Origin of the sequence: Desulfobaculum xiamenense (genome assembly GCF_011927665.1) — a bacterium.
Lineage (GTDB): Bacteria > Desulfobacterota > Desulfovibrionia > Desulfovibrionales > Desulfovibrionaceae > Desulfobaculum > Desulfobaculum xiamenense.
Window position 1 is genome coordinate 240,121 of sequence record NZ_JAATJA010000003.1, and the last position, 14,974, is coordinate 255,094.

The 14,974-nt window shown below is 64.5% G+C and carries 12 protein-coding genes; 3 read left to right on the plus strand and 9 right to left on the minus strand.

The annotated features are described in order from the left end of the window. Positions 1 to 217 precede the first annotated feature (217 nt). Positions 218 to 1,873 carry a PAS domain S-box protein gene (locus tag GGQ74_RS13890; protein ID WP_167942194.1) on the plus strand — a complete coding sequence of 552 codons (1,656 nt, stop codon included), beginning with the start codon at positions 218 to 220 and terminating at the stop codon, positions 1,871 to 1,873. Positions 1,874 to 1,891: 18 nt separating this feature from the next. Here GGQ74_RS13890 and msrA read toward each other — a convergent pair whose 3' ends face one another. The 6 genes from msrA to GGQ74_RS13920 form a co-directional block, all read right to left on the minus strand. Further along, entirely contained in the window at positions 1,892 to 2,518 is a 627-nt protein-coding gene (gene msrA / locus GGQ74_RS13895) for a peptide-methionine (S)-S-oxide reductase MsrA (protein ID WP_167942195.1), read from the minus strand. A gap of 184 nt (positions 2,519 to 2,702) precedes the next feature. Next, a complete protein-coding gene (locus GGQ74_RS13900; protein ID WP_167942196.1) occupies positions 2,703 to 3,920 on the minus strand; it encodes an L-serine ammonia-lyase in 1,218 nt (405 codons plus the stop codon). A 21-nt stretch (positions 3,921 to 3,941) separates the two neighbouring features. Further along, positions 3,942 to 5,240: a TRAP transporter large permease gene (locus tag GGQ74_RS13905; protein ID WP_167942197.1), complete on the minus strand. Its 1,299-nt coding sequence runs from the start codon at positions 5,238 to 5,240 to the stop codon at positions 3,942 to 3,944. 30 nt (positions 5,241 to 5,270) lie between these two features. Then, positions 5,271 to 5,792: a TRAP transporter small permease gene (locus GGQ74_RS13910; protein ID WP_342448627.1), complete on the minus strand. Its 522-nt coding sequence runs from the start codon at positions 5,790 to 5,792 to the stop codon at positions 5,271 to 5,273. Between the two features lie 114 nt (positions 5,793 to 5,906). Next, positions 5,907 to 6,920, minus strand: a complete 1,014-nt coding sequence (gene dctP, locus GGQ74_RS13915; protein ID WP_167942198.1) for a TRAP transporter substrate-binding protein DctP — start codon at positions 6,918 to 6,920, stop codon at positions 5,907 to 5,909. A gap of 714 nt (positions 6,921 to 7,634) precedes the next feature. After that, complete coding sequence (locus GGQ74_RS13920) at positions 7,635 to 9,074, minus strand: sigma-54-dependent transcriptional regulator (RefSeq protein ID WP_167942199.1); 1,440 nt, start codon at positions 9,072 to 9,074, stop codon at positions 7,635 to 7,637. Between the two features lie 170 nt (positions 9,075 to 9,244). On the opposite strand from GGQ74_RS13920, the gene GGQ74_RS13925 reads away from it, so the two are divergent. Further along, on the plus strand, positions 9,245 to 11,716 hold the full coding sequence (locus GGQ74_RS13925) for an ATP-binding protein (protein WP_245168306.1): 2,472 nt from the start codon (positions 9,245 to 9,247) through the stop codon (positions 11,714 to 11,716). A 3-nt stretch (positions 11,717 to 11,719) separates the two neighbouring features. On the opposite strand, the gene GGQ74_RS13930 is transcribed toward GGQ74_RS13925, so the two are convergent. The 3 genes from GGQ74_RS13930 to GGQ74_RS16330 all read right to left on the minus strand — a co-directional run bounded on the left by GGQ74_RS13930 (position 11,720) and on the right by GGQ74_RS16330 (position 14,281). Next, on the minus strand, positions 11,720 to 12,652 hold the full coding sequence (locus GGQ74_RS13930; RefSeq protein ID WP_167942200.1) for a nickel/cobalt transporter: 933 nt from the start codon (positions 12,650 to 12,652) through the stop codon (positions 11,720 to 11,722). Further along, positions 12,652 to 13,257, minus strand: a complete 606-nt coding sequence (locus GGQ74_RS13935; RefSeq protein WP_167942201.1) for a DUF1007 family protein — start codon at positions 13,255 to 13,257, stop codon at positions 12,652 to 12,654. The genes GGQ74_RS13930 and GGQ74_RS13935 overlap by 1 nt, the downstream gene beginning before the upstream one ends. A 94-nt stretch (positions 13,258 to 13,351) precedes the next feature. Then, positions 13,352 to 14,281 (minus strand): diguanylate cyclase, encoded by a 930-nt coding sequence (locus GGQ74_RS16330; RefSeq protein WP_167942202.1) that lies wholly within the window; start codon positions 14,279 to 14,281, stop codon positions 13,352 to 13,354. A 449-nt stretch (positions 14,282 to 14,730) separates the two neighbouring features. On the opposite strand from GGQ74_RS16330, the gene GGQ74_RS13945 reads away from it, so the two are divergent. Continuing rightward, a complete protein-coding gene (locus GGQ74_RS13945; RefSeq protein ID WP_167942203.1) occupies positions 14,731 to 14,973 on the plus strand; it encodes a FeoA family protein in 243 nt (80 codons plus the stop codon). Position 14,974 lies beyond the last annotated feature (1 nt).

Genomic DNA, 14,974 nt, shown 5'->3' on the forward strand with positions numbered 1-14,974 from the left:
GTCGGGTACATGCGTACCCGTTCGAGTGCGAAAAACGGGCACAGACTACCCCAAAATCCGCCATGTGCAAGTCTTTGCGCACTGCAATTCATTCACGATTCATGAACTGGGCAGCTTGTGATTCACTTTTCGTGAACTCTCTGGCAAGATCCGTTCACGCCGCACACGGACCTCCGGCCCGTGCGCGGCGCGACGACGTGACAAGGGGAAAGCAAACATGGACGCTCTGGACTTCTACGCCGCCGGACTTTCGAAGTCCCGCGACTGCGGCATCATCTTCGAACGCGAAGGACAGGTACTCTTCGTCAACCGCGCCTATCTCGACAAGCGGGGGCTGGACGAGGAGGACGTACTGGGGCGCAATATCCTCGACCTCGTGGAACCGGCGGAACTGGATACGCTTCGCGGAGCCATCGCCCACGCCATGGGCACCACGCACATGGCGGAGGTCGTCCTGCGCATGCGCACGCGCGACGGCTCCGGCGTACGCCAGGTCCGCTGGCAGGGCATCGAGATACTCTCCACGGATGAGCGGCCGAACATCATCGTTGCGCAGGGGCGGCCGCTGCATCCGCTGGGGCACGACGACGAGGGCATGGGCTTCACCATCACCCCGGACGGCACCATTCTCGACGTCAGCGAGGCCATTTGCGCCATGTGCGGCTACACCCGCGAAGAGGTGCTGGCCACCAACACCGGCGAGCTCTACTACAGCCCGGAGGACCGGCGCACCATCAAGGCCATGCTTCGCCGGGGCGGCATCGAACGCGGACAGGTGACCCTGCGCACCAAGACCGGCGCGCCGCTGACCTTCCTGTTCACGGTGCAGCCGGTGCGCGACGCCTCGGACCGGGCGCTCGTCTTCTCCGGCTATTTTCTGCCACTCGGATTTCCCCAGTCGCCGCGTCTGGCCAAGGACTTCTCGCCCATCGTCCACGCCCTGCCCGACATCGCATGGGTGCAGGGGCGCGACCACCGCATGGTCGCCGCCAACGAGGCCTACTGCACGGCCTTCGGGCTAGCGCACGACGACATCATCGGCCGCTCGGAAACGGACTTCCTGCCCGAGGATCTGGCCCGCCCGCTCATTCAGGCGGCCATTCACGTCTTTCAGGAACGGCGCGAGATCGTCGCGCCCATGGCGAAGCACTTCACAGGGCAGGACCGCTGGTACCGCGTGGTCCGCCGCCCCGTCTTCGACGACGCCAACCGCGACGTCATCGGACTGGTGGGCATCTGCAAGGACATCACCGCGCAGGTGGAGCAGGAAACCACCTACATGCGCGAACTCGGCGACAGCGACTGCGACGCGCTCATCGTCATCGACTCGCAGGGCAACATCATCCGCCGCAGCATGCGGCTGCTCTCTCCGCCGGTGCTCGCCACGCCGGACGATTCCGGTCAGGTGGCGCAGGACCTCACGCAGATCGTGGACATCCTGCACCCGGACGACCTGCCCACCGCGCAGGAAACCATGCGCAAGGTCATGACGCTCAAAAAGCCCGCCAGTTTCGAATGCCGGGTGCGCAACATGCGCCGACGCTACACCCGCGTGTTCATCCGCGCCCACTTCAACGACGCGTTCTTCGACGAACCGCGCATGTACGTCGCCGTGCGCGACATGAGCCGCACCGATGCCCTGCGCGCCGCGGAAAACGTGCTGGAACGCCTGAAATCCGCCACGGACAGCGCGACCTTCCGCGAACTGGCCGAATTCCTCAACGTCTCCTCGGCGTCCATCTCCAACGCCAAAAAGAACGAACGCATCCCCCCGGACTGGCTCATCACCGTGGGCATGCGCACCGGCACCTCCGTGGACTGGCTGCTCACCGGCCTTGGCCAATCACGCCTTGTGCGGGGCGGTGGGGAATGACCATCGAAATCCGACGCGTCAGGGCTTTCCCCACAGCTCCTCAAGGCGCGCGTCGCGCCCGCAGCCGTGGCGATAGAAGCGGTAACGCAGCGGATTGCGGCTGGAGTAGTCCTGATGGTAGGCCTCGGCGGGCCAGAATGGCCCTGCGGGCACGATCTGCGTAACAACCGGTCCGGGCAGGCGGCCTGACGCATCGAGCGCCGCGCGGGATTTCTCCGCAATGCTCCGTTGCTCGTCGTCGTGATAGAAGATGCCGCTGCGGTACTGACTGCCCCGGTCACAGAACTGCCCGCCCGCATCCACGGGATCGACGTTGTGCCAGAAGATGTCCACGAGCCGCGCATAGGACACGCGGTCCGGATCGTAGACCACCCGCACGGCCTCGGCATGCCCCGTCGTTCCTGACGACACTTCCGCGTAGCTCGGACGCTCCTTGGTCCCGCCGGTATACCCAGAAATCGTCTCCAGAACGCCCACCTCCTCGTCGAAGGGATGCTCCATGCACCAGAAGCATCCACCCGCGAATGTGGCCTCGGCCTTCCTCGTCTGCCCCGCTGGCTCGCCGCCCTCCTCCGCCACCACGTGCCCGGTCCCGAACATCACGAGCATCACCCCCCACGCCACAAGTTTCAGATATCCGCGCATCGCGTCCTCCACATTCCGCACAGGGGCCAAATCCGCCCTTCGCGCACGGCTTTTCCCGAATCCTAGCACGACGGCGGAAGCGGCGTCATCCGTAGCGCCACAAACGGCAGACGCCCGTCCCACATCCCCGGTTGGGGCTGCGGAACGGGCGTCCGAAGTCGCGTATCGTATCCGGCGGAAGCGGCTATTTCTTGAGGGCGCGGTCTCCGTAGGCCTTGGCGAGACCGCCGGTGGACGTCTCGCGGTACAGGCTCGGCAAATCATGGCCGGTCTGCTTCATCACCGCCACCACCTCGTCAAAGGTGATGCGGTGGAAGCCGTCGGACAAGATGGCCATCTGCGCGCGCGACAGGGCGCGGGTGGACGCGCAGGCGTTGCGCTCAATGCAGGGAATCTGCACCAGTCCGTCCACGGGGTCGCAGGTCAGGCCAAGGTGATGCTCAAGGCCCATCTCGGCGGCGTACTCGATCTGGCGCACACTGCCGCCCATGAGCTGGGCCGCAGCGGCCGCAGCCATGGCGCAGGCCGAACCGACCTCGCCCTGACAGCCCACCTCCGCGCCGGAGATGGAGCCGTTGTGCTTGATGACGTTGCCGAACAGGGCGGCCGTGGCCAGCGCCTTGAGGATGTCGTCATCATCGAGGTCGTCGTGGATTTCCTTCAGATAGTGGAGCACGGCGGGAACGATGCCGCTGGCCCCGCAGGTGGGCGCGGTGACAATGACGCCACCTGCAGCGTTCTCCTCGGCCACGGCCAGCGCGTAGGCGGTAACCTTGCCGGTCTGCTGGAGATCAGGCCCGGAGTGCTTGGTCTTGCGGTAGTAGCTCCACGCCTGACGCCGAAGGCCCAGCGAACCGGGCAGCACGCCCTGCGTCTTGAGTCCGCGCGCGATGGCGGCCGTCATGACACCCCACACCTCGCGCAGGAAATCCCATATCTCCGGACCTTCGCACCGGGCCACGTATTCCCAGTAGTCGATGCCCTTGTCCGCGCACATTTCCATGATTGAGGTGATGTCCGGCAGGTCGTAGACGCCCGCCGTCAGTCCCGCCGTCTGCCCTTCCTCACGAATGGCTCCGCCGCCCACGGAATACACGGTCCACGACGCGATGACCGCGTCGTCCGCGCCGAGGGCCTCGAAGCGCATGCCGTTGGGATGCATGGGGAGCTTCTCGTCCGGCTTCCAGATCACCTCGGTCCGCTCGGAGCCGAGCACGTCGTTGACGGCCCAGTCCGTAAGGTGCCCCTTGCCCGTCGCGGCGAGGGACTCATAGAGGGTCACCCGGAAGCGTTGCGCCCCCGGATTGGCGGCGAGAAACCGTTCCGCCGCCTTGCGCGGTCCCATGGTGTGGCTGGAAGACGGCCCCACCCCTATGCGATACAGTTCGCGGATGCTTTCCATCACCTTCTCCTTGAATGCCCGTTAGTTGCCCATGAGCCAGTGTACCAGACCAAGGGACACTTCGGGAATATAGGTTGTGATGAGAAGTGTGGGCAACCACGCGAAAATGATGAGATAGATGGTGGTGCGCATCATCTGGTTCACCGGCGCGCCAGCGATGCGGCCCGACAGGTACAGAAGCGGCGCGGTGGGCGGCGTGACGTTGCCCAGCCCGAGGTTCACGCCCATGATGGCCGCGAAATGGATGGGGTCCACGCCAAGCTGGGTGACCAGCGGCACAAGGATCGGGGTGCCCAGCAGCACGCCGGACACGTCGTCCATGAGCATGCCCATGATGATCATGAACACGTTGATCATGAGCATGATGACGTACTTGTTCTCGGACACGGAGGTCAGAACGCCCATGATCTGCTCGGGCAGGTTCTCCATGATATACAGGCGAGAGAGAATCATCACCGCGAACATCATGGCCATGATCACGCCGGTGGTGGTGGCGGACTCGATGAGCGTAGCCACGAGGTCGCGCGTCTTGAGGCCCTTGTAGATAAACATGGCCACCGGAATGGCGTAGATGACCGCCACTGCGGCCGCCTCGGTGGGCGTCATGAAGCCGCCGTAGATGCCACCGAGGATGATCACCGGCATCATGAGCGCGGGCGAGGCCTTCGCGCTCTTGGAGGCAAACTGGCGCGCCGTGGCACCAAAGCTCTCGGCGGGTCGCACCTCGATTTCGGTGTTGTTGCGCAGCAGGAAGAGATTCACCGCGGACAGCAGCACCGTGAGGATGAGGCCCGGAGTGAACGCCGCGAGGAAGCAGGCCAGCACGGACTGGTTGCCCATCCACGCGTAGAGGATCATGAGCATGCTCGGCGGGATGAGGATGCCCAGCACGCCGGAGCTGGCCAGCAGCGCTGCGGCATGGCCCACGGGATAGCCCGCACGCTTGAGCTTGGGCATCATGATGGAGCCGATGCACGACACGGTGGCCGACGAGCTTCCCGACACCGCGCCGAAGATGGCGCAGGTCACGACAGTGACCACGCCGAGGCCGCCTCGGATGCGTCCGGCGATGGTGTCCACCACGTCGACGAGCTTGTCGCCGATGCGGCCCTTGTCCATCACGCCGCCCGCCATGATGAACAGCGGGATGGTCAGCAGCACGATGGAGTTCATCTTGGAAAAGCCGTAGGGCAGAAGAAAGCTGGGATCGTAGCCGCCCGTGTATATGAGGTACGCGGCGGAGCTGAAGAAGGCGAACGGAATGGGCACGCCTATGAACAGCGTCACCACGAGGATGGTCATGGCTATGGCAATGGTCATGTGATTGTTCCCCGTCCTGAATGCGTTTGACTAGCGGTCCGCACGGACCAGCCGGACATGGGTGCGGATGTCCTGAACGAGATACACGAAGTGGTACCAGGACATGAGAACGAAACCGAGGCCCACCGCGATGTGCGGGATGAGCATGGGCAGCCGGAACACCGGCGACTTGGGATGCATCTTGAAGCCCCAGGCCACGAACTTGAGCGCCCAGAAGGTCACCAGCAGGCACACGCCAAGCGTCACCACGTCCTTCACGATGTGCATGGCGCGGCGGCGCTTCTCGTCGTGGATGTAGCAGGACACGATGTCGGCGGAAATCTGGCTACGGTCGTGGCTCCCCTGTGCCGCGCCCATGAAGTACAGCCAAAAGGCCAGCATGGAGATGAGTTCCTCGGAGCCGTAGAAGTCGGACTGAAAAATGTAGCGGGCAACGACGGCCACGCAGATCATGAGCACGATGAGGATGCTCGTGGAGGCCATCACGAATTTCTGGAAATGGTTGAGGGTCTTCCAGAAGCCGAGGCTCTGGATGTTGTCAAGACTCGTCACGGCGGTCCCCCGTGTGTGGAAGAGGCAGGAAGGGGCGACGGACCTGTGGAAGGATGTCCGCCGCCCCCGGCGCTTCGCATGGAGGTTGAAGCGTTCTGCCTATGATTGTCGGAACTACTTGTAGGAACCCCGCAGGCCGTTGACCAGCTCGGGGGTCAGATTCTTCTCAAGGCGCTGCCAGGCGTGCTCGCGCACGTAGTTGGCCATTTCCTCAAGCTCCTGCGTGGTGAACACGGTCACCTCGATGCCCGCCTCTTCAAGCTTCTTGCGGTACATCTGGTCTTCGCTCTCGGCCATCAGGAAGCTCTGCTGGGCCTCCTCGACGAAGGCGGTCTCGACGATCTTGCGATCCTCGGGGGAGAGCGCCTCGAACTTGGCCTTGTTCATCACGTACTGGGTGGACTCGAAGTTCACGTTGTACTGGTAGTAGTGCTTGATGACGTCGCGGAAGCCGAGGTAGTTGAGGTTCGGCGGTCCACCGATCCAGCCCTTCACAACGCCGGTCTGCAGCGCGGAGTAGGTGTCGGAGTAGGGAATGGAGGTGGTGCGGAAGCCAAGCTCCTCGCCGCCGAACTTGAACACGTCGAGTCCGGGCACGCGGATCATGATGCCCTTTTCCACGCCGGGCTGCTTCATGTTCTCGACGGGTTCCACGGCACCCACGCCGATGAAGCCCTCGCCGAAGTAGGAGAAGAACTTGACGCCAAGGGCGTCGTGCATCTTGGCCATCTCGGTGTCGATGAAGGAACCCTTGGCGAACACCTCGCGGATCTGATCGTAGTCGCGCGCGATGTAGGGGATGAAGCCGATGCCGAGGCGAGAGTCGTACTGGTCGGGCACGGTGATGTGCGCGATGTCGATGGAGCCGCGGATGACTTCCTCATAGATCTGGGACGCATCGCCAAGCTGGTTGGCGGGGTAGATCTTGATGGTGACGCGACCCTGGGTCTCCTTCTCCACGCGGGCCTTGATGCGCTCGGCAGCCTTGTGGGCCATGTGCTCCACGGGGTGCTGCGTCGCGAACTTGAACTCGACGGACTTGGTCTCGGCCTTGCCCGCGTCGTCGTTGCAGGCCGCAAGGCCCAGAACGGCAAACATGCACAGCAGGGCGGACAGAATCTTCTTCATCGGATCACATTCCTCTGGCAGTTAGATTGTACAGCCGTCTCGCGGCAGGGCCGGACCCCACGCCCGGCCCCCTCCACAAACTCGGTGTCCCGCGATGCACCACTCGGGTGCCCGGACGGAACGTTTCTCATCACGAACAGTGCCAACGTGAAAATACCCTTTCACAGCGGCATGTTATCAAAATAACCCACCGCCTGCGCCCCGTCGCACCCCTCCCCCACACCGCAAAAACGTCCCCAAACACGGAACAACATGTTCACCGAAACGGGATTGTCCCGCTTTTGTGAACACAGCCCGTTTTTCCAAGAGGACCATGCGAGATGACGAGGAAGAGGAGTGCAGACGAGAATGGACCGGAACGGTCGCGGAGGCCGCAGGCACTGGTCACCATGTACCCCAATTCGCCTGCTTTCGCAAAGACTGCGTTGTGGCGCGGATTTTCAGGAGATCGCCGGGTGGCGCGGTGGCGTGGCGTGTCGTTTGCGGAGCCGTTGCGGGGGCGTATCGTTCACGGCCACATGCAAGCCGTTAGCTCCGCTGGCCAAGGGGCCGCTGGCCCCTTGGAACCCCGATATGCGATAGGCCGTCTGCCCGTGGCGCACCGTGCGGCTTTGCGCGACGAAGCCCTAGTGAGGATTGTCAAGGAAATCATTTCCTTGACTGGGGTCCGGGGCAAAGCCCCGGCCGCCGGAGGCCTCGCCCTGCGCGCCCGCGCTACTCAGATTCGCCGTCGCGGGTGATGCCGTGCTCCTTCATGAGCACGTAGAGCCGCGTGCGCGACAGGCCGGAGAGGCGGCAGGCCTCCTTGATGGAGCCGCCAGCGTCGGACATGAGGCGTTCGAGGTATTTTTCCTCGACATGGGAGATGCAGCGACGGCGGTAGTCCTTGAAGCCGGGGAGGCTTCCGGAAAGCAGTCGGTCGGAGAAGGACCCAGCCACGACGACCGGGGCGCAGGCATCTGGATTCTCAACGGCGCGTTCCATGGCGCGGCGAGCGGCGCGGGCGCGCACGTCCACGGGCAGATGCTCGGGATAGAGAACCTCCTCACCACGTCCGCGCATGAGGGTCCGCTCCAGCGTCTGCACCAGTTCGCGGACGTTGCCCGGCCAGTCGTAATGGGCCAGCACGGCGAGAATCTCGTCTGAGAGCGTCTTGTCGGCAATGCCGTACTGACGGCACAGGCGGGAAAGATGGTAAATGGCGATGGGCGACACGTCCTCCACACGCTCGCGCAGGGGCGGCATGGCGATGTGACAGGACTTGATGCGGTAATAGAGGTCGCTGCGGAAGGAGCCGTCCTCGCACATGGCGGCGAGATCGCGATTGGTGGCGGCCACGAGGCGGAAGTCACTCACCTCCTCACGCGTGGAACCGACCGGACGATAGCGGCGCTCCTGCAGGACGCGAAGAAAGGTGGCCTGCACGCTCTGCGGCAATTCGCCCACCTCATCGAGGAACAGGGTCCCGCCGTCGGCCTGCCCCACGAGACCGGTTCGCGTGGCGTGCGCGCCGGTGAAGGAGCCCTTGACGTGCCCGAAGAGTTCGCCCTCGGCCAGCGTCTCGGAAAGGGCCGCGCAGTCCACCACGACGAAGGGACCGGAATTGCGATGGCTGTTGTCGTGGATGGTGCGGGCCACGACCTCCTTGCCGGTCCCGGTCTCCCCGGTGATGAGCACGCCCGCGTCGCCACTGGCGGCAATGGCCACGTTTTCGAGCACAGCCATGAGGGCGGGGCTTTCGCCCACCAGCTCGCGCCGGGCGATGCCAAGCGCCCGAGGCTGGCGGTGCTTCTCGCGGTAGGCCAGGGCGCGCTCCATTGACGCGGCAATCTGCGCAAGCGTGCTCGTCTTCTCGATGTAGTCCCACGCGCCGTTCTTGATGGCGAGTTCCGCGCCGTCAGGATCGCCGAGGCCGGTGATGATGATCACGTCCGGCCGGGAGGACGCCTTGCGGATTTCCGGGAGCGCGTCTATACCGCTTCCATCCGGAAGGCGAACGTCGAGAAACACGAGATCCACCGCCGGACCACGCAGCGCGGCAAGTCCTTCGGCCAGCGAGGATGCGATGACCGACGCATGTCCGGCATCCTCGGCCAGTTGCGAAATGATATTCGAAATGTCTGGATCGTCGTCCAGAACGAGAATCCTTGCCATCGCTCCTCCGTTGCGTCCGAAACCGCCGCCGCGTTGCCCTTCCGACCCTGCCTGACCGGCAGCAATGAACGATTTTACGCGCAATGTCGAGTCCGCGAAAGTCCGCAAAGGCGCACCAGCCACGGACAAGGCCCCATCGGCACCGCGGACCGCAACGCCCCGGAGACCCCATGTCCATGAATAGTCACGCGAAGCGCGTCTTCGCCGTCATCATCGTTCTGCTGGCCACCCTCGCACTGGGCACGTGGTACGCCTCGCGCCCTGCGGGCTGGACCGATCCGCTCTCGCCGGATGAGCGCCGCTGGATTTCCGAGCGCGGCACCGTCCGCGTGGGGGCCACGCCGTCGAGCAAGCCGCTCGAATTCTTCGACGCGCGCGGCGAGTATCGGGGCATGGTGGCCGACTACCTCCACCTGCTGGAGGAGCGCCTGCACATGCGCTTCACGGTGGTCGAGTCCAAGAATCTCAAGGAATTGCTGGATAAGGCGCAATCGCGAGAGGTGGACATGATCCCCGCCTTCGCCGCCAATCCCGCCAGCATCGACTACATGGTCTTCACCCGGCCCTATCTGGAACTGCCCACGGTCATCCTCGTCAACAAGAGCCAAAAGCGCTTCCTCACGCTGGACACCATGCAGGACATGGACCTCGCCCTGCCCAAGCAGTACGCGGTCATCGACTTCGTGCGCCGCCACCACCCGGACCTGCACATCCAGCCGGTGTACAACTACCTCGCGGCGCTCCTGCACGTCTCTTTCGACGAAATCGACGCCACCATCATCTCCCTGCCGCAGGCCAGCTACTACATCGAGGACAAGGGCATCACCAACCTGCGCGTGGCCGGGCACACGGACTTCAAGATCTTCAACCGCATCGCCGTGCGCGCCGACGACCGCATGCTCGCGCAGATCATCCAGAAAGGGTTGGACACCATCACCCCGGCCGATCGGGACCGCATCTTCCGCCGCTGGGTCACCCTCGATCAGAACTACGTCTCCTTCTTCCTTCAGAACAAGCGCTTCTGGTACTTCGTGGGCGCGGGCGCGGCGCTGTTGCTCATGCTCTTCACGGGCGTCATCGCGTGGAACCGTTCCCTGCGTCGCCGCGTGCACGAGCGCACGCGCGACCTCGAACGCGAGCTCAACGCCCGCATGCGGCTGATGACCGCCATCGAGCAGACCGAGGACGGCATCTTCATCCTCGATACCAACGGCAACATGGAATACGCGAACCCATCCTTCCTGCGCATGTCCGGCTACGCTCTCGACGAGCTTGTGGGACGCCACTGCGCCATCATCCGTTCGGACAGGCAGGACGCGGCCTTCTACCGCGAATTGTGGGACGGGCTGAAGAAGGGAGAGGTATGGCGCGGGCACTCCACCTACCGCCGCAAGGACGGCACGCTCTACGAGGTGGACGTCACCGTGTCGCCGATTGTCGATCAGGACGGACGCGTCACCAACTACGTGGAGGTCACGCGCGACGTAACGGAGCAACTGCGCATGGAAGCGCAATTGCGCCAGCGGCAAAAAATGGAGGAACTGGGCACGCTGGCCGGCGGCATCGCCCACGACTTCAACAACATCATCGCCGCCATCCTCGGCTACGCGGAGCTGGCGCTGCTGCGCGCGGAACCCGGCACCCGCCCGCACACGAACCTCGAACACATCCGTACCGTGGCGCGTCGCGCACGGGAAATGGTCAACCAGATTCTGATCTTCAGCCGCCGCCGCGAACCGGAACGCCGCCGCGTGGAACTGGCACCGGCCGTGGAGGAAGTGCTGGAACTGCTACGCTCCACCCTGCCCGCCACCATCGCCATCGAAAGCGAGATCGGCGCACGGGGCCGCGCGGTGCTGGCCGATCCCACGCAGATTCACCAGATCGTCATGAACCTTGGCACCAATGCGGGCTACGCCATGCGCCAGAGCGGCGGCACGCTCACCGTGCGCCTCGGCGAAGCGCAGACCACGCCGGACGGACCAGCCGCAGGCCAATCCTTCCTCCAGCTCACCGTAGAGGACACCGGCGTAGGCATCCCCGAGGACATTCTGGACCGCATCTTCGACCCCTTCTTCACCACCAAGCCGCAGGGCAAGGGCACCGGCATGGGCCTATCCATTGTCCACGGCATGGTGGGCAGCATGGGCGGCACCATCAGCGTGCGCAGCACCCCCGGTAGCGGGACGGTCTTCACCGTGCTTCTGCCCGAGACGACCGCCGCGCCGGAGGCCGAAAACGGCGAAACGGCGCAGGCCATCGCGGGCCGAGGGCATGTCCTCGTGGTGGACGACGAGCCGGACATGGTCAACGTGTTGAGCCAAATGCTCGGCGAGCTGGGCTACGAGGTCACTGGCACGTCGGACAGCCTCGACGCGTTGCGTCTGTTCTCACAGTCCCCGGAGCGCTTCGCCCTCGTCATCACGGACCAGACCATGCCCCGCATGACCGGCGACCGCCTCGCGCAGGAACTGAACGCCATCCGCCCGGCCACGCCCATCATCGTCAGCACCGGCTTTCCGGACCAGTTGCGCCATCTGGCCAAGGACCAGCACGGCATCCGCGCCGTGCTCCCCAAGCCTTACGACATGGGCACCCTCTCCGAGGCCGTGCGCGACGCGCTGGGCGGCACCACAGCCTGATCCTTACAACGCGGCAAGGAAAAGAACGGCTCCGAGACCGGCCACGGCAGCGCCGCCCGCCACAGCCAGAAGGCCGCGAATCCGGGCGGTCCGGCGCGCCCCCGCGCCCGAGGCCGCAAGCGTCCCTCTGCGCCCGCTGACCACGGCCACGCCCACGGCGGCGATGGTCGTGCCCATGCCAGCGGCCATGACCGCGCTGGCGGCAAGGCCGAGGGGCAAGGCGTTCTGGCCGATGGAAAAGAGCATGATCAGCGTCGCTCCGGGGCAGGGAATCATCCCCGCCGCCAGCGCCACGCCCACCGCCCCACGCGCACCTGAAACACGTTGTGAAACATCCTCGCCCCCCTCACGCGGACCGCGACGCAGCTCGCGAAGCGCCTGCGCCACGAGCCACAATCCCACAAGGAACACCAGCAGATGGCTCGAACGCTCCACATGCGCCGCAGCCTGCGAGACGCCGCTCATGCGCGCCCCATCGAGGGCGAGATGCATGACGAGGACCAGCCCCACAGCCGAGGCCGCGTGCGCGCAACCCATGCCAAGCCCCATGCCGACCGCCCGCCCCACGCCGCCCCCGCGCGACAGCAGATACGCCGCAAGCACGGACTTGCCATGCCCCGGCCCCGCCGCGTGCAGCACGCCATAGGCGAAGGCCACGCACAAAAACAGCGAAAGCTCCACGGGCGACGGATGCGTGCCCAGCCTGCGCACCTCTGCGGACAGGCGGGAGCGCAGCTCGCGCTGCTGCCCGGCGAGCCACGCATGGACCGGCGCGAAGAACGATGCGGGGGCCGGGGCCACCCGCTCCGGCGCAGCCTCGGAACGCGCCGTGGAATCCGTCCCATGCCCGCCGGTAAAGGGATTGCCCGCAAAGGCACAGGCCGCGAACAGCACCAGACAGCACAGGACCGTTGCCGAAACCAGAACGCGTTTCATCATTTGTGGAAGGAAAGGGTTATCTCGGTAGGCGTGACGAGCCATGTCGAGAAGGTGAGATTCGGATTGGGAGCCACGGCGTGGCGAACCGAGAGGGCAGAAGCGCCCTCGACGCTCACGGCCGAATCCTCGGGCGTGTAGAAGTCCACATAGTATTCGGGATCGAACACCGCGAGGCGGACCTCGGTACCCGCCGGAACGCGACAGGGTACCACGAAGGAATAGTACATCCCGTCGCCGTCCACTCCGGCTCCGAAGTCGGCCACCTGGCTCACGGGCTTTCGCGTGCCGCCCACGGTCAGATAGGTGAAATAGCCGTAGTTGCGAAGGTTGTCGAAGGCCTCGCTCTTCAGCGTGCGCCGTTCGGCGGCATCGAACGCGCCGTCGTGATTGGCGTCATAGTCTTCGAGGAGCGTCGCGCCGAACATCTCGTCGAAATGCCAGACAAGACGGATTCCGGTCAGTTCGCCGCCATCGAAGACGAAGGTCACAGCGTTGTCGGCGAAGACATGGGGATGGGCAGCGCCCGTGGCGGGACGGACGCAGATGAGGAAAAGCGCGGCAAGAAGGATGGCCCACTTGCGCGCGAATATGGCACAGGGCATGACGTCTGTTCTCCTGGAATGCGACGCGGCGAAATGGCGCGTCGAAATGCCGGGATTTTGGACGTTTCCTGCCCGTGGCGCAAGAGGGAAGAAATCAGGATGCCTCGGTGACGACCTCCCGCGCCTCTGCGTCAAGCCGCAAGTCCCACGCCGCCACCACGCGGTTGCGTCCCCGGCGCTTGGCCTCGTAGACCGCCGCATCCGCATCGCCAACCAGCCGCCGCGCCACGTCGCCCCCCGCGCAGCCGCACGCGCATTCCGCCACGCCGATGCTCAGCGTGGTGCCATACAAGCCTTCACGCTCAAAGCGCGCCCGCACCCTCTCGGCCACGATGCGCGCGTCCTCGCGGTCTCGCCCGCGCAGCACCACGGCGAATTCGTCGCCACCGTAGCGAAAGGCGCAGTCCGCCCCGTCGCGCACCGCGCCGGACAGCAGATCGCCCAGACGCCGCAGCACCTCGTCTCCAGACTCGTGCCCATGCCCGTCGTTCACAGCCTTGAAGTCATCGCAATCAATGAACAGCAGACACACGCGTCCCGCCACAGGGCAGCCGAGGCAGCCTACGAGATACTCGTCGAAATGCCTGCGATTGAACACGCCGGTCAGCGGATCCATCCTGGCCAGCCGCTCGTTTTCAAGACTGCTGCGTGCCTCCACGTCGAGGCGCGTGGCAAGGCACTCCTCGCGCCGCGCCGCCACGCGCACCAGCCAATAGAGGTTGCGTCGCAGGCGCACCGTCTCCGGCTCGTCCTCGCGCTCAGGCGGCAGGGTCCACATTTCGCCATACTCCCCGTTGCGCGCCCGCAGGCAAAAGGCGTTCATCTCCCGCATGTCCCGCACCACCAGCACATGCGCCACCAGCGCGGCCACAGGCCACGCCAGCACGATGGACGCCATGAAACCCAGTGCGAGAAACCATTCGAGTTCCGTCAGACACCCCTCGCGCAACAACACGAGGGCCAGCCCCATAGGCACGGTTACCACGCCGACAAGCATGGCGACCAACCACTTCCTTATACTCACGCCCTTCTCCCGACGAATGCGTTGCGATTCCTATCCGGGCCGGTCATACCCGCCCCGCTCTTCCCATTGCCGCGCCACGCCATGCGCAACGCATAACGGTTCCACAAGCGGCTCCAGCCGCCGTCCGTCCCGAGTATTGAAAATGAATTTCATTGTCAATAGACAGCGAACGGATTACTCTTTTTACATTCGACACCGACCGTCCACACGTCCCAAGGCCTTCGTATTGAGAATCCGTGTTGACATTGGATTTCAATTTCAATAAAACGTCTCTCACGCGGCCTGCGAACAGGCCCCTGCCCCCGGCGACTCGCCACGGGGTTTTCTTGGCGAACCATCAGCCGGTCGCCCGGCTTTCCGTTCGCCTCTTTTAGGTCTACATGTTGAAAATGAATTTCAATTGCAAGCGCAACACGATTCCCGGCAATGGGAAAGGCAAGGAGGCTCACATGACATCCGAAACAGGGCTGAGAACGGTACCGGTCAACACACGGGCCAGAATCACCGCCGTCCACGCCGATGGCGAACTCGGCCGCAGAATCCGCGACATGGGGCTCATCCCCGGAACAGAGATCGCCGTCACGGGCAAGGCCCCGCTGCGCGACCCCGTGGCACTCCGGCTCAGGGATTTCACCCTGACGCTGCGCAACAACGAAGCCGATCACATTCGCGTCGAGATTCTGGAGGGATGAC